At 56.3% G+C, this 19,398-nt stretch carries 27 protein-coding genes; 2 read left to right on the top strand and 25 right to left on the bottom strand.

Annotated elements, in window-relative coordinates; genetic code table 11:
• Nucleotides 1-119: 119 nt before the first annotated feature.
• Nucleotides 120-1,616 carry a MocR-like pyridoxine biosynthesis transcription factor PdxR gene (pdxR, locus tag AC3WP4_RS06725; RefSeq protein ID WP_102615731.1) on the top strand — a complete coding sequence of 499 codons (1,497 nt, stop codon included), beginning with the start codon at nucleotides 120-122 and terminating at the stop codon, nucleotides 1,614-1,616.
• Nucleotides 1,617-1,813: 197 nt separating this feature from the next.
• Here pdxR and AC3WP4_RS06730 read toward each other — a convergent pair whose 3' ends face one another.
• Together AC3WP4_RS06730 and AC3WP4_RS06735 are read right to left on the bottom strand one after the other, a co-directional pair.
• The gene (locus tag AC3WP4_RS06730) at nucleotides 1,814-2,344 is read right to left on the bottom strand and encodes a single-stranded DNA-binding protein (RefSeq protein ID WP_008145505.1); all 531 of its coding nucleotides are present in this window, start codon (nucleotides 2,342-2,344) and stop codon (nucleotides 1,814-1,816) included.
• Between the two features lie 9 nt (nucleotides 2,345-2,353).
• A complete protein-coding gene (locus AC3WP4_RS06735; RefSeq protein ID WP_074871329.1) occupies nucleotides 2,354-3,751 on the bottom strand; it encodes an MFS transporter in 1,398 nt (465 codons plus the stop codon).
• Nucleotides 3,752-3,942: 191 nt separating this feature from the next.
• On the opposite strand from AC3WP4_RS06735, the gene uvrA reads away from it, so the two are divergent.
• The gene (gene uvrA / locus AC3WP4_RS06740; RefSeq protein ID WP_074871331.1) at nucleotides 3,943-6,777 is read left to right on the top strand and encodes an excinuclease ABC subunit UvrA; all 2,835 of its coding nucleotides are present in this window, start codon (nucleotides 3,943-3,945) and stop codon (nucleotides 6,775-6,777) included.
• Between the two features lie 65 nt (nucleotides 6,778-6,842).
• Here the strand turns inward: uvrA and bfr are convergent, their stop codons facing one another.
• From bfr to rpsC, 23 genes are all read right to left on the bottom strand, one after another.
• Nucleotides 6,843-7,307 carry a bacterioferritin gene (gene bfr, locus AC3WP4_RS06745; protein WP_102615730.1) on the bottom strand — a complete coding sequence of 155 codons (465 nt, stop codon included), beginning with the start codon at nucleotides 7,305-7,307 and terminating at the stop codon, nucleotides 6,843-6,845.
• Between the two features lie 149 nt (nucleotides 7,308-7,456).
• Complete coding sequence (locus tag AC3WP4_RS06750) at nucleotides 7,457-8,911, bottom strand: catalase (protein ID WP_102615729.1); 1,455 nt, start codon at nucleotides 8,909-8,911, stop codon at nucleotides 7,457-7,459.
• Nucleotides 8,912-9,120: 209 nt separating this feature from the next.
• On the bottom strand, nucleotides 9,121-9,507 hold the full coding sequence (gene rplQ, locus AC3WP4_RS06755; protein ID WP_008145500.1) for a 50S ribosomal protein L17: 387 nt from the start codon (nucleotides 9,505-9,507) through the stop codon (nucleotides 9,121-9,123).
• A 42-nt stretch (nucleotides 9,508-9,549) separates the two neighbouring features.
• Nucleotides 9,550-10,551, bottom strand: coding sequence for a DNA-directed RNA polymerase subunit alpha (locus AC3WP4_RS06760; RefSeq protein ID WP_003186012.1), 1,002 nt, complete (start codon nucleotides 10,549-10,551; stop codon nucleotides 9,550-9,552).
• Between the two features lie 22 nt (nucleotides 10,552-10,573).
• Nucleotides 10,574-11,194 carry a 30S ribosomal protein S4 gene (rpsD, locus tag AC3WP4_RS06765; protein ID WP_003210056.1) on the bottom strand — a complete coding sequence of 207 codons (621 nt, stop codon included), beginning with the start codon at nucleotides 11,192-11,194 and terminating at the stop codon, nucleotides 10,574-10,576.
• Between the two features lie 18 nt (nucleotides 11,195-11,212).
• Complete coding sequence (rpsK, locus tag AC3WP4_RS06770) at nucleotides 11,213-11,602, bottom strand: 30S ribosomal protein S11 (protein WP_002555466.1); 390 nt, start codon at nucleotides 11,600-11,602, stop codon at nucleotides 11,213-11,215.
• 30 nt (nucleotides 11,603-11,632) lie between these two features.
• Nucleotides 11,633-11,989, bottom strand: coding sequence for a 30S ribosomal protein S13 (rpsM, locus tag AC3WP4_RS06775; protein ID WP_003186020.1), 357 nt, complete (start codon nucleotides 11,987-11,989; stop codon nucleotides 11,633-11,635).
• A 130-nt stretch (nucleotides 11,990-12,119) separates the two neighbouring features.
• Entirely contained in the window at nucleotides 12,120-12,236 is a 117-nt protein-coding gene (gene rpmJ, locus AC3WP4_RS06780; protein ID WP_002555468.1) for a 50S ribosomal protein L36, read from the bottom strand.
• Between the two features lie 27 nt (nucleotides 12,237-12,263).
• Nucleotides 12,264-13,592 carry a preprotein translocase subunit SecY gene (gene secY / locus AC3WP4_RS06785; protein ID WP_007896784.1) on the bottom strand — a complete coding sequence of 443 codons (1,329 nt, stop codon included), beginning with the start codon at nucleotides 13,590-13,592 and terminating at the stop codon, nucleotides 12,264-12,266.
• A complete protein-coding gene (rplO, locus tag AC3WP4_RS06790) occupies nucleotides 13,593-14,030 on the bottom strand; it encodes a 50S ribosomal protein L15 (RefSeq protein WP_007896782.1) in 438 nt (145 codons plus the stop codon).
• 3 nt (nucleotides 14,031-14,033) lie between these two features.
• Nucleotides 14,034-14,210: a 50S ribosomal protein L30 gene (gene rpmD / locus AC3WP4_RS06795; protein WP_003186033.1), complete on the bottom strand. Its 177-nt coding sequence runs from the start codon at nucleotides 14,208-14,210 to the stop codon at nucleotides 14,034-14,036.
• A gap of 2 nt (nucleotides 14,211-14,212) precedes the next feature.
• Nucleotides 14,213-14,713, bottom strand: coding sequence for a 30S ribosomal protein S5 (rpsE, locus tag AC3WP4_RS06800; RefSeq protein ID WP_007943782.1), 501 nt, complete (start codon nucleotides 14,711-14,713; stop codon nucleotides 14,213-14,215).
• A gap of 3 nt (nucleotides 14,714-14,716) precedes the next feature.
• On the bottom strand, nucleotides 14,717-15,067 hold the full coding sequence (gene rplR / locus AC3WP4_RS06805; RefSeq protein ID WP_003186037.1) for a 50S ribosomal protein L18: 351 nt from the start codon (nucleotides 15,065-15,067) through the stop codon (nucleotides 14,717-14,719).
• A gap of 10 nt (nucleotides 15,068-15,077) precedes the next feature.
• Nucleotides 15,078-15,611 (bottom strand): 50S ribosomal protein L6, encoded by a 534-nt coding sequence (gene rplF, locus AC3WP4_RS06810; RefSeq protein ID WP_003176412.1) that lies wholly within the window; start codon nucleotides 15,609-15,611, stop codon nucleotides 15,078-15,080.
• Nucleotides 15,612-15,623: 12 nt separating this feature from the next.
• A complete protein-coding gene (gene rpsH / locus AC3WP4_RS06815) occupies nucleotides 15,624-16,016 on the bottom strand; it encodes a 30S ribosomal protein S8 (RefSeq protein ID WP_003186040.1) in 393 nt (130 codons plus the stop codon).
• A 209-nt stretch (nucleotides 16,017-16,225) separates the two neighbouring features.
• A complete protein-coding gene (gene rpsN, locus AC3WP4_RS06820) occupies nucleotides 16,226-16,531 on the bottom strand; it encodes a 30S ribosomal protein S14 (protein WP_003176414.1) in 306 nt (101 codons plus the stop codon).
• Between the two features lie 13 nt (nucleotides 16,532-16,544).
• Nucleotides 16,545-17,084, bottom strand: coding sequence for a 50S ribosomal protein L5 (rplE, locus tag AC3WP4_RS06825; protein ID WP_003176415.1), 540 nt, complete (start codon nucleotides 17,082-17,084; stop codon nucleotides 16,545-16,547).
• Nucleotides 17,085-17,104: 20 nt separating this feature from the next.
• Nucleotides 17,105-17,419 (bottom strand): 50S ribosomal protein L24, encoded by a 315-nt coding sequence (gene rplX, locus AC3WP4_RS06830; RefSeq protein ID WP_008145498.1) that lies wholly within the window; start codon nucleotides 17,417-17,419, stop codon nucleotides 17,105-17,107.
• Nucleotides 17,420-17,430: 11 nt separating this feature from the next.
• Nucleotides 17,431-17,799, bottom strand: coding sequence for a 50S ribosomal protein L14 (rplN, locus tag AC3WP4_RS06835; protein WP_002555479.1), 369 nt, complete (start codon nucleotides 17,797-17,799; stop codon nucleotides 17,431-17,433).
• Nucleotides 17,800-17,822: 23 nt separating this feature from the next.
• Entirely contained in the window at nucleotides 17,823-18,089 is a 267-nt protein-coding gene (gene rpsQ / locus AC3WP4_RS06840; protein WP_003176419.1) for a 30S ribosomal protein S17, read from the bottom strand.
• 2 nt (nucleotides 18,090-18,091) lie between these two features.
• Entirely contained in the window at nucleotides 18,092-18,283 is a 192-nt protein-coding gene (gene rpmC, locus AC3WP4_RS06845) for a 50S ribosomal protein L29 (RefSeq protein ID WP_002555481.1), read from the bottom strand.
• Nucleotides 18,283-18,696, bottom strand: a complete 414-nt coding sequence (gene rplP, locus AC3WP4_RS06850; protein WP_008145497.1) for a 50S ribosomal protein L16 — start codon at nucleotides 18,694-18,696, stop codon at nucleotides 18,283-18,285. The genes rpmC and rplP overlap by 1 nt, the downstream gene beginning before the upstream one ends.
• Before the next feature lie 12 nt (nucleotides 18,697-18,708).
• On the bottom strand, nucleotides 18,709-19,395 hold the full coding sequence (gene rpsC / locus AC3WP4_RS06855) for a 30S ribosomal protein S3 (protein ID WP_003176422.1): 687 nt from the start codon (nucleotides 19,393-19,395) through the stop codon (nucleotides 18,709-18,711).
• Between the last annotated feature and the right edge of the window lie 3 nt (nucleotides 19,396-19,398).

Genomic DNA, 19,398 nt, shown 5'->3' on the forward strand with positions numbered 1-19,398 from the left:
TCATTTATAGCCGTTGAATGGCAGGTTTACCCCTGCGCGGCCTGGGGTGGCGAGGGCCAGAGTCTACGGATAAACTGGCCTGCCTTTACCTGCCAATTCATGGAAAGAGAGCAGACCACATGGCGAAGACCTTCGAGCTGGAAACCCTGAAGATGCGCCTCAACGACGCTGAGTTTCAGCTGCTGGATTTGCACCAGCGGATCCAACGTGCATTGCGTGCGCTGATTCTCGATGGGGCCCTCGACCCCGGCTTGAAACTGCCCGCCACGCGGGTGCTGTCCAAGTCATTGGGCTGCGCCCGCGACACCGTTGAGAACGCCTATGTGCAGTTGCATCGGGACGGGTTTATCGTGCGCCGCGAAGGCGCCGGCAGTTACGTCTGCGACACGGTGGGCGTCGAATTGCGCGGTGCCGGCCGCCGACGCCTCAAGGCTCAGGAAGTCAGGAGCAGTGTCGCCGCACCGGGCGCCGAACTCAGCCAACGCGGGCGGATGATCTTCGACACCGGCGGCGTGCGCGATCAGCAAGTCATCAAGGCATTCGCCACCGGCCTGCCTGAAACCCGCAACTTCCCGACGGATGTCTGGGAGCGTTTGCAGCGCCAGGTCATGAAGGACTATCGCGCGAACGTGCTGCTGCATGGCGATCCGCAAGGGGCCGAGCCCCTGCGCAAAGCGATTGCCACCTACCTGAACCTCGAACGCGGTGCCAAATGCTCCCCCGACCAGGTGCTGGTATTGAGCAGTACGCGTCAGGCGTTGTATCTGTGCGCGCAGTTGCTGGTGGACGCCGGCAAGCCGATCCTGCTGGAAAACCCCGGCTATTACGGCGCCCGCAAGGCCTTCGAAATCGCCGAAACCAAGGTGCTGCCCATTGATGTCGATGAACGGGGCATCCGCACCGACCTGCTGTACGCCGACCGCAGCGGCGCCAATTGCGTGTACGTCACGCCCTCGCACCAATACCCCACCGGCGTGACGTTGCCGCTGGAGCGGCGTCTTGAGTTGATCAATTGGGCGGCGCAAAAAGGCAAGTGGATCATCGAGGATGACTACGACAGCGAGTTCCATTACGACGGGCAACCCACGGCGTGTGTGCAGGGCCTGGACAAGTATCAGCGCACGCTCTACATCGGCACGTTCAGCAAGACGCTCTACCCCGGCCTGCGCATGGGGTATATGGTGCTGCCCCCCGAGCTGGTCAAACCCTTTGCCTATGCGCGCAGCATGATGGACGGCCACACTCCGCAAATGCTGCAACTGACGCTGGCGCGCTTTATGGAAGACGGCCATTACAACGCGCATGTCCGGGCCATGCGCAAGTTGTATGCCGGACGCCGGTCGATCATGCACGATGCCATCGGCAAGTACTTGAGCGCGGTGGTCACAGCCGAACTGCCGCCGGGCGGGTTGCAAATCCCCTGCTTGCTGAAAACCGGATGGTCCGAGGAAAAAACCATCCGCCAGGCCGCCACTGCCGGCGTGCAACTGTCCGGCCTCAGCGGCTTGTACGCGGGTGACCCGAAGCAACAGGGCTGGCTGCTGGGCTACTCCTCCCTGACTGCGTATGAAATCGAAGCTGCCATGTTGCGCCTGGCCAACGCGCTGAAAATCTAATGGTCCAGCGCATAATTCATCAGCAGCTGCACAGGGGCGAGGGAGCAAATTGCAGGTCAGCTTTACACGTGGCGAAAAAAAACCCTCCTGGCTTTATAGCAAAGAGGGTTTTCATCTAACTCTAAAAGATTCAGCGCGTAAGGAGTCTTAGCTCCTAAAGCCCCCGCTTACCTTTACCACCAAATATTAGGTAGGAATCAGAACGGGATATCGTCATCAAAGCTGTCGAAATCCGGAGCCGGTTGCGGAGCAGCCTGCTGTGGAGCCGGAGCCTGACGCGACTGTTGCGGTGCTGCCGACTGCTGCGGACGCGGAGCCTGCTGGCGTGGAGCCGGGGCGGACTGCTGATAGTTATTGCCCCCGCCTTGTTGGTCGCCCTGTTGTGGACGGCCGCCCAGCAGCTGCATGGTGCCTTGCATGTCGACCACGATTTCAGTGGTGTAACGCTTGATACCGTCTTTTTCCCACTCGCGGGTCTGCAGCTTGCCTTCGATGTAGACCTGCGAACCTTTGCGCAGGTACTCGCCGGCGATTTCGGCCACTTTGCCGAACATCGACACACGGTGCCATTCGGTCTTCTCGACCTTCTGACCGGTTTGCTTGTCGGTCCACTGTTCGCTGGTCGCCAGACTCAGGTTGGTCACGGCGTTACCGTTAGGCAAGTAGCGAACTTCGGGATCCTGGCCGCAAGTGCCGACCAATATGACTTTGTTAACCCCACGGGCCATAACGTTCTCCTAGGCTACGCACGCTGCCCCGGCCGGGTTGTTCACCAGGCGCTCAAGGGTGGTGCGATCCAATAGTTCTGTGTCCAATTTGATGTAAATCGCTGCTTCATCAGCAACGATCACCGCATCTGTTACCCCTACGACGGCCTTCAGGCGCTCAACCAGACCCGCTTCGCGGATCGCCTCGGGCGACAACGGCAAGCGCAGGCTCGTGACATAGGGTGGTTCGCGCATGGTAACAGCAAAGGCCAGCCAGAGGGCAGCCAGGCCGGCGCATCCAAGGAATACAACCGACAAACCGCCATGCTGGAACAGCCAACCGCCGAGGATGCCACCGAGCGCCGAGCCAAGGAACTGGCTGGTGGAATAAACCCCCATGGCCGTGCCCTTGCCGCCTGCCGGTGAAACCTTGCTGATCAGCGATGGCAGAGAAGCTTCCAGCAAGTTGAACGCGGTAAAGAACACCACCGTCCCGATCACCAGAGCTCGCAAGCTATCGCCGAACTGCCAGAAGAATAGCTCAGTGAGCATCAGCGTCGCGACGGCGCCGAGTAAAACTCGTTTCATTTTGCGTTTCTTCTCGCCGTAGATAATGAACGGGATCATGGCGAAGAAGGAAATCAGCAGCGCAGTGAGGTAGACCCACCAGTGCTGCTCTTTGGGCAGCCCGGCTTTTTCGACCAGCGCCAAAGGCAATGCGACGAAGCTCGACATCAACATCGCGTGCAACACAAAAATGCCCAGGTCCAGGCGCAGCAGGTCGGGGTGCTTGAGCGTCGGTATCAGCGCCTGGCGCGCAACGCCGGACTCACGGTGCTGCAATGGCCCGGTCGAACGCGGCACCATGAACATCACGATCACGATGCCGAACAGCGCCATGCCGCCCGTAGCGAAGAACAATCCGGACAGGCCGAAGGCGCGGGTCACCAACGGTCCTACAACCATCGCGACAGCGAACGACAGACCGATCGTCATGCCGATCATGGCCATGGCTTTGGTCCGATGCTGTTCACGGGTCAGGTCTGACAGCAACGCCATCACCGCCGCAGAAATCGCCCCGGCGCCTTGCAGGATTCGTCCGGCAATCACGCCCCAGATCGAATCGGCATTGGCCGCCAGCACGCTACCGAGGGCAAAAATGATCAAACCCAGGTAAATCACCGGACGACGGCCGATGCGGTCGGAAATGAAGCCGAAAGGAATCTGGAAGATCGCCTGGGTCAGGCCGTAGGCGCCAATTGCCAGGCCGATGAGGGCCGGGGTCGCGCCTGCCAGATCCATCCCATAGGTCGCCAGTACCGGCAACACCATGAACATGCCAAGCATACGGAAGGCGAACACCAGGGCCAGACCGCTTGCCGCGCGTGTCTCACTGCCACTCATGCGTTCGCTGTGGGGATCGTGCATGGAAAAACCTCATGTGAACCGGCGGCGATTCTACCAGTCCCATCGATTGACGGGGTATATCGCGACGCTTTGACGCGCTCTGCTGACAGACTCTTCATGTAAGCCTGCAACCCGCTCATTCGATAGTGTGCATCCATCCAGTATTTGGCCGTATACTCCTACGTTTTCGACGCCCGCCGAGCGAGGCCACTTTGGACAAGATCCTGATTCGTGGGGCCCGAACCCACAACCTGAAGAACATCGACCTGACCCTGCCACGGGACAAACTGATCGTCATCACCGGCCTGTCCGGCTCCGGGAAATCATCCCTGGCATTCGACACGCTGTACGCCGAAGGCCAGCGCCGCTACGTCGAATCGCTGTCGGCCTATGCCCGGCAATTTTTGTCGATGATGGAAAAGCCTGACGTCGACACCATTGAAGGTCTGTCGCCAGCGATCTCCATCGAACAGAAGTCGACCTCGCACAACCCGCGTTCGACGGTCGGCACCATTACCGAAATCTACGACTACCTGCGCCTGCTTTACGCTCGCGTGGGTATTCCGCGTTGCCCGGATCACGATATTCCGCTGGAAGCGCAGACCGTCAGCCAAATGGTCGACCTGGTCCTCGCCCAACCGGAGGGCAGCAAACTCATGTTGCTGGCCCCGGTGATTCGCGAGCGTAAAGGCGAACACCTTTCGGTCTTCGAAGAACTGCGCGCCCAGGGCTTTGTGCGAGCCCGGGTCAACGGCCGGCTCTGTGAGCTGGACGAATTGCCGAAGTTGGATAAGCAGAAGAAGCACTCGATCGATGTGGTGGTCGACCGCTTCAAGGTCCGCGCAGACCTGCAGCAACGCCTGGCCGAATCGTTCGAAACCGCGCTGAAGCTGGCGGACGGCATCGCCCTGGTCGCGCCGATGGACGACGAGCCCGGCGAAGAAATCATCTTCTCCGCGCGCTTCGCCTGCCCGATCTGTGGCCATGCCATCAGCGAGCTGGAACCCAAGCTGTTCTCCTTCAACAACCCGGCTGGCGCTTGCCCGACTTGCGATGGCCTGGGGGTCAAGCAGTTCTTCGACATCAAGCGATTGGTCAATGGTGAACTGACGCTGGCCGAGGGTGCGATTCGCGGGTGGGATCGGCGCAACGTCTATTACTTCCAGATGCTCGGCTCGCTGGCTTCGCACTACAAGTTCAGCCTGGAAGTACCGTTCAACGAACTGTCGGCCGATCAGCAGAAGTTCATCCTCCACGGTAGCGGGTCGCAGAACGTCGACTTCAAATACCTGAACGACCGTGGCGACATCGTCAAACGCTCGCACCCGTTCGAAGGCATCGTGCCGAATCTGGAACGCCGCTACCGCGAAACCGAGTCCGCCTCGGTGCGTGAAGAGCTGGCCAAGTTCCTCAGCACCCAGCATTGCCCGGATTGCCGAGGCACTCGTCTGCGGCGCGAGGCGCGGCATGTGTGGGTGGGCGAGAAGACGCTGCCGGCGGTGACCAATCTGCCGATTGGCGATGCCTGTGAATATTTCGGCGGACTGAAACTCACTGGCCGTCGCGGTGAAATTGCCGACAAGATTCTCAAGGAAATTCGCGAGCGACTGCAGTTCCTGGTCAACGTCGGCCTGGACTATTTGTCGCTGGATCGCAGCGCCGACACGTTGTCCGGTGGTGAAGCGCAGCGTATCCGCCTAGCCAGCCAGATCGGCGCTGGCCTGGTGGGCGTTCTGTACATTCTCGACGAACCATCGATTGGTTTGCACCAGCGGGACAACGATCGACTGCTCGGCACCCTCAAGCATCTGCGTGATATCGGCAACACGGTGATCGTGGTCGAGCACGACGAAGATGCGATTCGCCTGGCTGACTACGTGGTGGATATCGGTCCGGGCGCAGGTGTACACGGCGGGCATATTGTCGCCGAAGGTACGCCCGCCGAAGTCATGGCTCACCCAGATTCGCTGACCGGCAAATACCTGTCGGGCCGGGTGAAGATTGCAGTCCCGGCCAAACGCACGCCGCGTAACAAGAAGTTGTCGCTGTCCCTCAAGGGCGCCCGTGGCAACAACTTGCGCAATGTCGATCTGGACATTCCAATCGGCCTGCTGACCTGTGTCACCGGCGTGTCCGGCTCGGGCAAGTCGACGCTGATCAACAACACCCTGTTCCCACTTAGCGCTACGGCATTGAACGGTGCGACGACGCTCGAAGCGGCCGCTCACGACAGCATCAAAGGTCTGGAGCATCTGGATAAGGTTGTCGATATCGACCAGAGCCCGATCGGTCGAACGCCACGCTCCAACCCCGCGACCTATACCGGGTTGTTCACACCGATCCGCGAACTGTTCGCCGGTGTCCCGGAGTCCCGCTCCCGCGGTTATGGTCCTGGACGTTTCTCCTTCAACGTGAAGGGCGGACGCTGCGAAGCGTGCCAGGGCGATGGCCTGATCAAAGTGGAAATGCACTTCCTGCCGGACATCTATGTCCCGTGCGACGTCTGCAAGAGCAAGCGCTACAACCGCGAAACCCTGGAAATCAAGTACAAAGGCAAGAGCATCCACGAAACCCTCGAAATGACGATCGAGGAAGCACGGGTGTTCTTCGACGCGGTTCCGGCCTTGGCGCGCAAGCTTCAGACACTGATGGATGTCGGCCTGTCGTACATCAAGCTCGGGCAATCAGCGACCACGCTGTCGGGGGGTGAAGCCCAGCGGGTGAAGCTGTCCCGTGAACTGTCCAAGCGCGATACCGGCAAGACGCTGTACATCCTCGATGAGCCGACGACCGGCCTGCACTTTGCGGATATCCAGCAACTGCTCGACGTTTTGCATCGATTGCGCGACCACGGCAACACTGTGGTGGTGATCGAACATAACCTTGATGTGATCAAGACGGCCGACTGGCTGGTGGATCTTGGGCCGGAAGGCGGTTCCAAGGGCGGACAGATCATCGCCGTCGGTACTCCAGAGGAAGTGTCGGAGATGAAACAGTCGCACACCGGCTTCTATCTCAAACCGCTGTTGGCACGCGACAAGGCCTGAATCGGGCCCACGAAAAAGCCCCTGTCACTTCATCGGTGACAGGGGCTTTTTTTGTATCGGTGCAATCAGGCGTGGGATTGCAGGTAGTTCTCAAGACCGATCAACTTGATCAGACCCATCTGCTTTTCAAGCCAGTAGGTGTGGTCTTCTTCGGTGTCATGCAATTGAACCCGCAGCATCTCGCGGCTGACATAGTCTTTGTGCTGCTCGCAGAGCTTGATGCCCTTGCAAAGCGCGGCGCGGACTTTGTATTCCAGTCGCAGGTCAGCGGCGAGCATGTCCGGTACGGTAGTGCCGACATCAAGGTCGTCCGGACGCATGCGTGGCGTGCCTTCGAGCATCAGAATTCGACGCATCAGGGCATCAGCGTGCCCGGCTTCTTCTTCCATCTCGTGGTTGATACGTTCGTAGAGCTTGGTGAAACCCCAGTCCTCATACATCCGCGAATGGACGAAATATTGATCACGGGCTGCCAGTTCGCCGGCCAGCAACGTGTTGAGGTAATCGATTACGTCTGGGTGGCCTTGCATCGCCCTACATCTCCCTGCTTGAAAGTCTGTAGTTTGAACCAAGCAGACTGTTTGGTCACTCTGCTTGCGCGATAAAAGCGAAGATATTCTGAGAAAAGTGGTTCAAATAACGCAAAAACCGCCCTAATGAGGGCGGTTCTGCTTCTCGTTTAGACTTCGTTAAGCTGTACGCCCAACGCCTTTGCGATTGCTTCTCCGTACGCCGGGTCAGCCTTGAAAAAGTGCTGCAGTTGACGATCGATCACGTCACCGGAAACGCCCGCCATGGCACCGGCAATGTTGTTAATCAGCAGCGATTTCTGCGCATCGCTCATCAGACGGAACAGCGCACCCGCATGACTGTAGTAGTCAGTATCTTCGCGATGATCGTAACGATCGGCCGCACCACTCAGCGCTAGCGCTGGCTCGACGTAGCGAGGCGCTTGTTTCGGCGACTCGATGTAGCTGTTCGGCTCGTAGTTAGGGGTCGCACCACCATTGCTGCCAAACGCCATCGATCCGTCGCGCTGATAGCTATTCACCGGACTACGAGGCGCGTTCACCGGCAGCTGCTGGTGGTTGGTGCCAACGCGGTAGCGGTGAGCATCGGCGTAAGCGAATACTCGACCTTGCAGCATGCGGTCAGGCGACAAGCCAACACCCGGCACCATGTTGCTCGGCCCGAACGCCGCTTGCTCGACTTCAGCAAAATAGTTCTGCGGGTTGCGGTTAAGCTCAAGTTCGCCCACTTCGATCAGCGGAAACTCTTTCTGCGACCAGGTCTTGGTCACGTCAAACGGGTTCTCGTAGTGTGCTGCGGCCTGAGCCTCGGTCATGATCTGGATGCACACGCGCCATTTCGGGAATTCACCGCGCTCGATCGCGCCGAACAGATCACGCTGTGCGTAATCTGGATCGGTACCCGCCAGGCGTGCTGCTTCTGCTGGTGCCAGGTTTTTAATCCCTTGCTTGGTCTTGTAGTGCCACTTCACCCAGTGACGCTCGCCATTTGCGTTGATCAGGCTGTAGGTGTGGCTGCCGAAGCCGTGCATGTGACGGTAGCCATCGGGGATGCCACGGTCCGAGAACAGAATGGTGACCTGGTGCAACGCCTCAGGTGAGTGCGACCAAAAGTCCCACATCATTTGTGCGCTTTTCAGATTGCTTTGCGACAGACGTTTTTGGGTATGAATAAAGTCCGGGAATTTCAAAGGATCGCGGATGAAGAACACTGGCGTGTTGTTGCCGACGATGTCCCAGTTGCCTTCTTCGGTGTAGAACTTCAGCGCGAAACCACGTGGATCGCGCTCGGTGTCGGCCGAACCACGCTCACCGCCCACGGTGGAAAAACGCAGAAAGGTTGGGGTTTGCTTGCCAACTGTTTCAAACAGTTTGGCGCTGGTGTACTCGGTGATGTCCCGAGTGACGGTGAACGTACCGTAAGCTCCCGAACCTTTGGCGTGTACGCGGCGCTCAGGGATGTTTTCGCGGTTGAAGTGAGCAAGCTTCTCGATCAGGTGAAAGTCGTCGAGCAGCAGCGGGCCACGAGGGCCGGCGGAACGAGAATTCTGGTTATCAGCGACAGGAGCGCCACTGGCGGTGGTAAGGGTTTTATTTGGGCTCATGCGATATCTTCCTTTGTCAGTCTTTCCTACTGCCGGCTAATCGGCTGAGAGGGAGTATTGATCATCAACATGACACCATCAAATTCATTAAATTGTGAGAATCGATAGATAAATACTAATTAGGCTTTATCGCTTTGTTTTTTCGATACTTTTTGAGCGCGCACAAAAAACCGGGCACTAGGCCCGGTTCTTCGTTTCAGACTGACGTCTTACTCAGCGGATACAGCTTCACCACCGGCAGGACGATCAACCAACTCGACGTACGCCATAGGCGCGTTGTCGCCAGTGCGGAAACCGCACTTGAGGATGCGCAGGTAGCCACCCTCACGGGTAGCGTAACGCTTGCCCAGGTCGTTGAAGAGCTTACCAACGATAGCTTTCGAACGAGTACGGTCGAAAGCCAGACGGCGGTTAGCCAGGCTGTCTGTCTTGGCCAAAGTGATCAGCGGCTCAGCAACGCGACGCAGTTCTTTAGCTTTCGGCAGTGTAGTTTTGATCAGCTCGTGCTCGAACAGCGACACTGCCATGTTTTGAAACATGGCCTTGCGGTGCGAGCTAGTGCGGCTCAGGTGACGACCACTTTTACGATGACGCATGGTTCATTCCTTACCAAACACGACGTTCGGTGATTACGACGATCAGGCAGTCGCCTTGTCGTCCTTCTTAAGACTTGCAGGCGGCCAGTTGTCGAGGCGCATGCCGAGGGACAGACCGCGGGAGGCCAGAACGTCCTTGATTTCAGTCAAGGATTTCTTGCCAAGGTTCGGAGTCTTCAACAGCTCTACTTCGGTACGCTGAATCAGGTCACCGATGTAGTAGATGTTTTCCGCCTTAAGGCAGTTAGCCGAACGTACAGTCAGTTCCAGATCGTCAACCGGGCGAAGCAGGATCGGATCGATCTCGTCTTCCTGCTCGACAACCACTGGCTCACTGTCACCTTTGAGGTCGACGAACGCAGCCAACTGCTGTTGCAGAATGGTTGCAGCGCGGCGAATAGCCTCTTCAGGATCCAGAGTACCGTTGGTTTCCAGATCAATAACCAGCTTGTCCAGGTTAGTACGCTGTTCGACACGGGCGTTTTCCACCACGTATGCGATACGGCGAACCGGGCTGAACGAAGAGTCAAGCTGCAAGCGACCGATGCTGCGGCTTTCGTCTTCATCGCTCTGACGCGAGTCTGCCGGTTCATAACCACGACCACGAGCTACGGTGAGCTTCATGTTCAGGGCGCCGTTAGACGCCAGGTTAGCGATTACGTGATCGGGGTTAACGATCTCGACATCATGATCCAGCTGAATATCGGCAGCGGTAACCACCCCCGAACCCTTCTTCGACAAGGTCAGCGTAACTTCGTCACGGCCGTGCAGCTTGATAGCCAGACCTTTAAGGTTCAACAGGATTTCAATTACGTCTTCCTGTACACCTTCGATGGCGCTGTACTCATGGAGCACACCGTCAATCTCGGCCTCGACTACTGCGCAGCCGGGCATTGAGGACAACAGGATGCGGCGCAGCGCGTTGCCCAGGGTGTGGCCAAAACCACGCTCGAGAGGCTCGAGAGTGATCTTGGCGCGGGTTGGACTGACAACCTGCACATCAATATGGCGGGGTGTCAGGAACTCATTTACCGAAATCTGCATGGATGCACCTATTTTCTAGCCCTTACTTGGAGTAGAGCTCGACAATCAGGCTTTCGTTGATGTCGGCGGACAGATCACTGCGAGCTGGAACGTTCTTGAAAACGCCCGACTTCTTCTCAGTGTCTACTTCTACCCATTCTACGCGGCCACGTTGGGCACACAGATCGAGAGCTTGGACAATGCGAAGTTGGTTCTTTGCTTTCTCGCGAATCGCGACCACGTCACCAGCACGAACCTGGTACGACGGCACGTTTACGGTCTGACCGTTAACGCTTACGGATTTGTGCGATACCAGCTGACGGGATTCGGCACGAGTAGAGCCAAAACCCATACGGTATACAACGTTGTCCAGACGGCATTCGAGCAGTTGCAACAGGTTTTCGCCAGTTGCACCTTTCTTGCCAGCAGCTTCTTTGTAGTAGCCGCTGAATTGACGCTCGAGAACGCCGTAGATACGACGGACCTTCTGCTTTTCACGCAGTTGGGTGCCGTAATCGGACTGGCGACCGCGGCGTTGGCCGTGGATACCAGGTGCTGCTTCAATGTTGCACTTCGATTCGATCGCGCGCACGCCGCTCTTCAAGAAGAGATCGGTGCCTTCGCGACGAGCGAGTTTGCATTTTGGACCAATGTAACGAGCCATTCTTTACAATCTCCTGGATTACACGCGGCGCTTCTTCGGCGGACGGCACCCGTTGTGCGGGATTGGCGTCACGTCGGTGATGCTGGCGATCTTGTAGCCACAGCCGTTCAAAGCGCGGACTGCAGATTCACGACCTGGGCCTGGACCTTTGACGTTGACGTCGAGGTTTTTCAGGCCGTATTCCAGCGCAGCTTGACCAGCACGTTCAGCAGCTACTTGAGCAGCAAACGGGGTGGACTTGCGGGAACCGCGGAAACCCGAACCACCGGAGGTAGCCCAGGAAAGAGCGTTACCTTGACGGTCGGTGATGGTCACGATTGTGTTGTTAAAAGACGCGTGGATGTGGGCGATGCCATCAACCACTGTCTTTTTGACTTTTTTACGAGGACGAGCAGCAGGTTTAGCCATGATTAATTTCCTGTCGATTCGCTGGGGCGATTACTTGCGGATCGGCTTACGCGGACCTTTACGGGTACGCGCGTTAGTCTTGGTACGCTGACCGCGCACTGGAAGACCACGACGATGACGCAGACCGCGATAGCAACCGAGGTCCATCAAACGCTTGATTTTCATGTTGATTTCGCGACGCAGGTCACCTTCAGTGGTGAACTTCGCCACTTCGCCACGCAGCTGTTCAATCTGCTCGTCGCTCAGATCTTTGATCTTTGCGGCTGGGTTTACCCCAGTCACTGCACAGATCTTCTGTGCAGTAGTGCGACCAACACCATAGATGTAGGTCAGCGAGATAACAGTATGCTTGTTATCTGGAATGTTAACGCCTGCAATACGGGCCATTCAGTGGGACTCCAATTGACAGCTACCTACGCCCCGGAAGCCAAGAAATAGGGCGCGAGATAATATCGCTGTAATAACAAATAATCAACCCGGTAGCGCACTAGCTACCGGGCTTGAAGCACAATCACACTCAGCCTTGGCGCTGTTTGTGACGCGGTTCCGCGCTGCAAATTACTCGAACAACACCTTCGCGGCGAATAATCTTGCAGTTACGGCACAGCTTTTTCACCGATGCACGAACTTTCATCACCAACTCCTCGAACCTTATGGGTACTCAGCGCAACATGCCGCTGCCGTAACCCTTCAGGTTGGCTTTCTTCATCAGGGATTCGTACTGGTGCGAAACGAGGTGCGATTGTACTTGGGACATGAAGTCCATCACAACCACGACGACGATCAGCAACGAGGTCCCGCCAAGGTAGAACGGAACGTTTGCCGCAACCACCAGGAACTGGGGCAACAGACACACGGCCGTCATATATAGAGCACCGAACAGGGTCAAACGAGTCAGAACGCCATCAATGTAGCGCGCAGACTGCTCACCTGGACGGATGCCCGGAATAAAGGCACCGGACTTCTTCAGGTTTTCCGCTACGTCTTTCGGATTGAACATCAACGCCGTATAGAAGAAGCAGAAGAAAATAATCCCTGCACTAAACAGCAGAATATTCAACGGCTGACCAGGAGCGATCGACTGCGAGATGTCCTGCAGCCAGCCCATACCTTCAGACTGACCGAACCAGGTACCCAACGAAGCCGGGAACAGCAAAATGCTGCTCGCGAAAATGGCCGGAATAACACCGGCCATATTCACCTTCAACGGCAAGTGGCTAGTCTGCGCGGCAAAGACCTTGCGGCCTTGCTGACGCTTGGCGTAATGAACAGCAATACGACGCTGACCACGCTCAATGAACACCACGAAACCGATAATCGCTACTGCCAGCAAACCGATGGCAACCAGGGCAAAAATGTTGATATCACCCTGACGCGCAGACTCGAAAGACTGCCCGATCGCTCTCGGAAGACCGGCGACGATACCTGCGAAAATCAACATCGAGATACCGTTGCCAACACCACGCTCAGTAATCTGCTCACCCAGCCACATCATGAACATCGCACCAGCCACAAACGTGGATACCGCGACGAAATGGAAGCCAAAGTCACCAGTGAACGCAACGCCCTGCCCTGCCAGACCAATGGACATGCCAATAGCCTGAACGAGAGCGAGGACGACAGTGCCGTAGCGGGTGTACTGAGCGATCTTGCGACGCCCAGCTTCACCTTCCTTCTTCAACTGCTCCAGCTGTGGGCTGACGGCGGTCATCAGCTGCATGATGATCGATGCCGAGATGTACGGCATGATCCCCAATGCAAAGATGCTCATCCGCTCCAGCGCACCGCCGGAAAACATGTTGAACAAGCTAAGAATGGTCCCCTCATTCTGTCGAAACAGGTCCGCGAGTCGGTCCGGGTTGATACCTGGAACCGGGATGTGTGCGCCTATTCGGTAGACGATAATCGCCAAGAATAGAAAACGCAGACGAGCCCAGAGTTCAGACATACCGCCTTTGCCGAGCGCAGAGAGAGCACCTTGCTTAGCCATTTATTCCTCGAACTTGCCGCCAGCTGCTTCGATAGCCGCACGCGCACCTTTGGTGGCGCCGATTCCCTTTCCGATGGTAACAGCGCGAGTAACTTCGCCGGACAGCATGATTTTCACACGCTGAACGTTGACGTTGATCACGTTGGCATCTTTCAGGGACTGCACGGTGACGATGTCGCCTTCCACTTTAGCCAGCTCGGACAAACGCACTTCTGCGCGATCCATGGCCTTCAGGGAAACGAAACCGAACTTCGGCAGGCGACGATGCAGCGGCTGTTGACCGCCTTCAAAGCCTGGAGCAATGGTGCCACCGGAGCGGGAGGACTGACCTTTGTGGCCACGGCCACCGGTCTTACCCAAACCACTACCGATACCACGGCCCGGACGATGCTTTTCGCGACGGGAACCCGGCGCTGGACTCAGATCATTGAGTTTCATCGATTAACCCTCGACACGCAGCATGTAGTAAGCCTTGTTGATCATCCCGCGATTCTCGGGAGTATCAAGTACTTCTACAGTGTGACCGATGCGACGCAGACCCAGACCCTTAACGCACAGTTTGTGGTTAGGGATGCGGCCGGTCATGCTTTTGATCAGCGTAACTTTAACGGTAGCCATGATCAGAAGATCTCCTTGACGCTTTTGCCACGCTTGGCGGCAATGGATTCAGGAGACTGCATAGCTTTCAAACCTTTGAAAGTGGCGTGAACCACGTTTACCGGGTTAGTCGAGCCGTAGCACTTGGCCAGAACGTTCTGAACGCCAGCAACTTCGAGAACAGCACGCATAGCGCCGCCAGCGATGATACCGGTACCTTCAGAAGCAGGCTGCATGTACACCTTCGAAGCGCCGTGACCGGACTTCATTGCGTACTGCAGAGTGGTGCCGTTCAGATCAACTTGGATCATGTTGCGGCGAGCAGCTTCCATTGCCTTCTGGATCGCAGCAGGCACTTCACGCGACTTGCCACGGCCGAAGCCAACACGCCCTTTACCATCACCAACCACGGTCAACGCGGTGAAAGTGAAGATACGGCCGCCTTTAACGGTTTTGGCTACGCGGTTAACTTGAACCAGCTTCTCGATGTAGCCTTCGTCGCGCTTTTGGTCGTTATTTGACATAACTTAGAACTCCAGCCCAGCTTCACGAGCAGCATCAGCCAGCGCCTTGACGCGGCCGTGATACTTGAAGCCAGAGCGGTCGAAAGCCACCTGCGAGACGCCAGCGGCTTTAGCACGCGTAGCGACCAGCTGGCCAACCTTAGTGGCCGCGTCGATGTTGCCAGTGGCGCCATCACGCAGTTCTTTATCCAAAGTCGAGGCAGATGCCAGGACTTTGTTGCCGTCGGCCGAAATGACCTGGGCGTAGATGTGCTGCGACGAGCGGAACACGCAGAGACGCACGACTTCGAGTTCGTGCATTTTCAGGCGTGCTTTGCGAGCGCGACGCAGTCGAGTAACTTTTTTGTCGGTCATTTGCTATGCCCTACTTCTTCTTGGCTTCTTTACGACGGACGACTTCGTCCGCGTAGCGCACACCTTTGCCTTTGTACGGCTCTGGTGGACGGAAGTCGCGGATCTCGGCGGCCACTTGACCTACCAGCTGCTTATCGATGCCCTTGATCAGGATATCGGTCTGGCTAGGAGTCTCAGCGGTGATGCCTTCCGGCAGTTCATAATCCACTGGGTGCGAGAAGCCAAGAGCCAGGTTCAGCACTGTGCCTTTTGCTTGCGCTTTGTAACCAACACCGACCAGCTGGAGCTTGCGCTCGAAGCCTTGGCTTACGCCTTGGACCATGTTGTTTACCAACGCACGAGTGGTACCAGCCATTGCGCGAGTTTGTTGATCGCCATTGCGAGCAGCGAAACGCAGCTCACCAGCTTCTTCAACGATCTCAACGGACGAATGGATGTTCAGTTCGAGAGTACCCTTGGCACCCTTCACCGAAAGCTGTTGGCCTGCGAATTTGACTTCGACACCGGCTGGCAGCTTAACGGGGTTCTTAGCGACGCGTGACATGCTTATCCCCCCTTAGAACACAGTGCAAAGAACTTCGCCGCCGACACCGGCAGCGCGCGCAGCACGATCCGTCATCACACCTTTGTTGGTGGAGACGATAGACACACCGAGACCGCCACGAACTTTTGGCAGATCATCGACGGACTTGTACTGACGCAGGCCTGGACGGCTAACGCGCTTCACTTCCTCGATGACCGGACGGCCTTCGAAGTACTTCAGCTCGATGGACAGCAGTGGTTTGATTTCGCTGCTGATCTGATAACCCGCAATGTAACCTTCGTCCTTCAGGACTTTGGCAACAGCTACCTTCAAAGTAGAAGATGGCATGCTTACGACGGACTTTTCAGCCATCTGGGCATTACGGATTCGAGTTAGCATGTCCGCTAACGGGTCCTGCATACTCATGGGCTAGACGCTCCTAATACAAAAAAATTAGCCTTGCGGCTACTACTTGTCGCCGAGCTCATCCATGCGGAAAAAGCACGGGCTCAGGCGAGCCGGGTATTCTAGACACACCCCACAAATGAATCAAGCCCCAAAAGGGGCTTGATTCAAGTTCAAGGTCACCGGCGGTCAGGATCTTGCGATCCCGAACACCGAGACTTTGATAGTGCTTACCAGCTGGCTTTAACCAGACCAGGTACGTCACCACGCATTGCAGCTTCACGCAGTTTGTTACGGCCGAGGCCGAACTTGCGGTAAACGCCGTGTGGACGACCGGTCAGGCGGCAGCGGTTACGCATGCGCGAAGCGCTTGCGTCACGTGGCTGCTTCTGCAGAGCGACCGTAGCTTCCCAACGTGCTTCTGGACTTGCGTTCAGATCGACGATGATAGCTTTCAGTGCTGCACGCTTTTTGGCGTACTTGGCAACCGTGAGCTGACGCTTCAGCTCGCGGTTTTTCATGCTCATCTTGGCCATTTTCCTACTCCAATCAGTTGCGGAACGGGAATTTGAAAGCACGCAACAGGGCGCGACCTTCATCATCGTTCTTGGCAGTGGTGGTCAGGGTAATGTCCAGACCGCGGAGAGCATCGATCTTGTCGTAGTCGATTTCCGGGAAGATGATCTGCTCTTTAACACCCATGCTGTAGTTACCACGACCATCGAAGGACTTGGCATTCAGGCCGCGGAAGTCGCGAACCCGAGGCAGGGAGATCGACAGCAGACGATCCAGGAACTCGTACATACGCTCACGGCGCAGGGTCACTTTGACGCCGATCGGCCAACCTTCACGGACTTTAAAGCCAGCGATGGATTTCCGAGCGTAGGTCACAACGACTTTCTGGCCGGTGATCTTTTCCAGGTCGGCAACAGCGTGCTCGATGACTTTTTTGTCACCGACCGCTTCGCCCAGACCCATGTTCAGGGTGATTTTGGTAACGCGTGGAACTTCCATCACGTTCGAAAGCTTAAGTTCTTCCTTAAGCTTCGGTGCGATTTCCTTCCAGTAAATCTCTTTTAGTCGTGCCATGGTCTTCTACCTAGCAGTGTTCAAGCATCAACCGCTTTTTGGGTCGACTTGAAGACACGAATTTTCTTGCCGTCTTCTACTTTGAAACCAACGCGGTCAGCCTTGTTGGTTTCGCCGTTGAAAATGGCGACGTTAGAAGCGTCCAGTGGAGCTTCTTTTTCGACGATACCGCCTTGTACGCCCGACGCCGGGTTAGGCTTGGTATGACGCTTAACCAGGTTCAGACCACCAATAACCAGACGGTTATTAGCGAGAACCTTAAGCACCTTACCGCGCTTACCTTTGTCTTTGCCGGCGATCACGATGATCTCGTCGTCACGACGAATCTTTTGCATGTCGGATCTCCTTACAGCACTTCTGGGGCGAGCGAGACGATCTTCATGAACTTCTCAGTACGAAGTTCACGGGTCACTGGCCCAAAGATACGGGTGCCGATCGGCTCTTGCTTGTTGTTCAGAAGAACAGCAGCGTTGCCATCAAAGCGGATAATGGAGCCATCAGCACGGCGTACGCCGTGACGAGTGCGGACTACAACAGCAGTCATCACTTGGCCTTTTTTCACTTTACCGCGAGGAATTGCTTCCTTGACGGTAACTTTGATGATGTCACCGATACCAGCGTAACGACGATGGGAGCCACCCAGCACCTTGATGCACATAACACGGCGAGCGCCGCTGTTATCGGCCACATCGAGCATGGATTGAGTCTGAATCATATAATTTCTCCGACCCCTAGTCCTTAGACTTCCACAGCGCGTTCGAGAACATCAACCAATGCCCAAGACTTGGTCTTGGCCAGCGGACGAGTTTCACGAATAGTGACTTTGTCGCCGATGTGGCACTGATTGGTTTCGTCGTGCGCGTGCAGCTTAGTCGAACGCTTAACGTATTTACCGTAGATCGGGTGCTTAACGCGACGCTCGATCAGAACGGTGATGGTTTTGTCCATCTTGTCGCTGACAACACGGCCAGTCAGCGTACGGACAGTTTTTTCGGCTTCAGCCATGATTACTTACCTGCCTGCTGGTTAAGCACAGTCTTCACGCGAGCGATGTCACGTTTAACTTGCGAGAGCAGATGAGACTGCCCCAACTGGCCAGTTGCTTTCTGCATACGCAGATTGAACTGGTCGCGCAGCAGGCCGAGCAGTTGCTCGTTCAGCTGCTGTGCGGATTTTTCACGAAGTTCATTCGCTTTCATCACATCACCGTCCGTTTAACAAAGGCGGTGGCGAGCGGCAGCTTTGCAGCAGCCAGGGCAAAAGCCTCACGCGCCAGCTCTTCAGTAACACCCTCGATTTCATACAGGACTTTGCCTGGCTGAATCTGGGCAACCCAGTACTCCACACTACCCTTACCTTTACCCATCCGAACTTCGAGTGGCTTTTTGGAAATAGGCTTGTCCGGGAATACACGGATCCAGATCTTGCCGCCACGTTTAACGTGACGGGTCAGAGCACGACGCGCTGACTCGATCTGACGAGCGGTGAGACGACCACGAGCTACAGACTTCAGCGCGAACTCGCCGAAGCTGACTTTGCTACCGCGCTGTGCCAGACCACGGTTGTGGCCTGTCATCTGCTTGCGGAACTTCGTACGCTTTGGTTGCAACATTTGGCGTACCCCTTACTTAGCAGCTTTTTTACGAGGCGCTGGTGCTTGTGGTTTCAGTTCTTCTTGGCGACCACCAATTACTTCGCCTTTGAAGATCCAAACCTTTACACCGATCACACCGTAAGTGGTGTGAGCTTCGTAGTTGGCATAGTCGATGTCGGCACGCAGGGTGTGCAGTGGCACACGACCTTCGCGATACCATTCAGTACGTGCGATTTCAGCACCGCCGAGACGACCGCTCACTTGGATTTTGATGCCTTTGGCACCAATGCGCATGGCGTTCTGAACAGCGCGCTTCATAGCGCGACGGAACATTACACGACGCTCCAGCTGCTGAGCTACGCTCTGCGCAACCAGCATACCGTCGAGCTCCGGCTTGCGGATCTCTTCGATATTGATGTGCACAGGCACACCCATTTGCTTGGTCAGGTCCTGACGCAGTTTCTCAACATCTTCACCTTTCTTCCCGATAACGATACCTGGACGAGCGGTGTGGATGGTGATACGTGCAGTCTGAGCCGGACGATGGATATCGATACGGCTTACGGACGCGCTTTTTAGTTTGTCTTGGAGATACTCGCGCACCTTCAGATCAGCGAACAAATAGTCCGCATAAGTCCGACCGTCTGCGTACCAGACGGAGGTGTGCTCCTTGACGATTCCCAGGCGAATGCCAATGGGATGTACTTTCTGACCCATCTC

This window comes from Pseudomonas sp. FW305-20 (genome assembly GCF_058788075.1).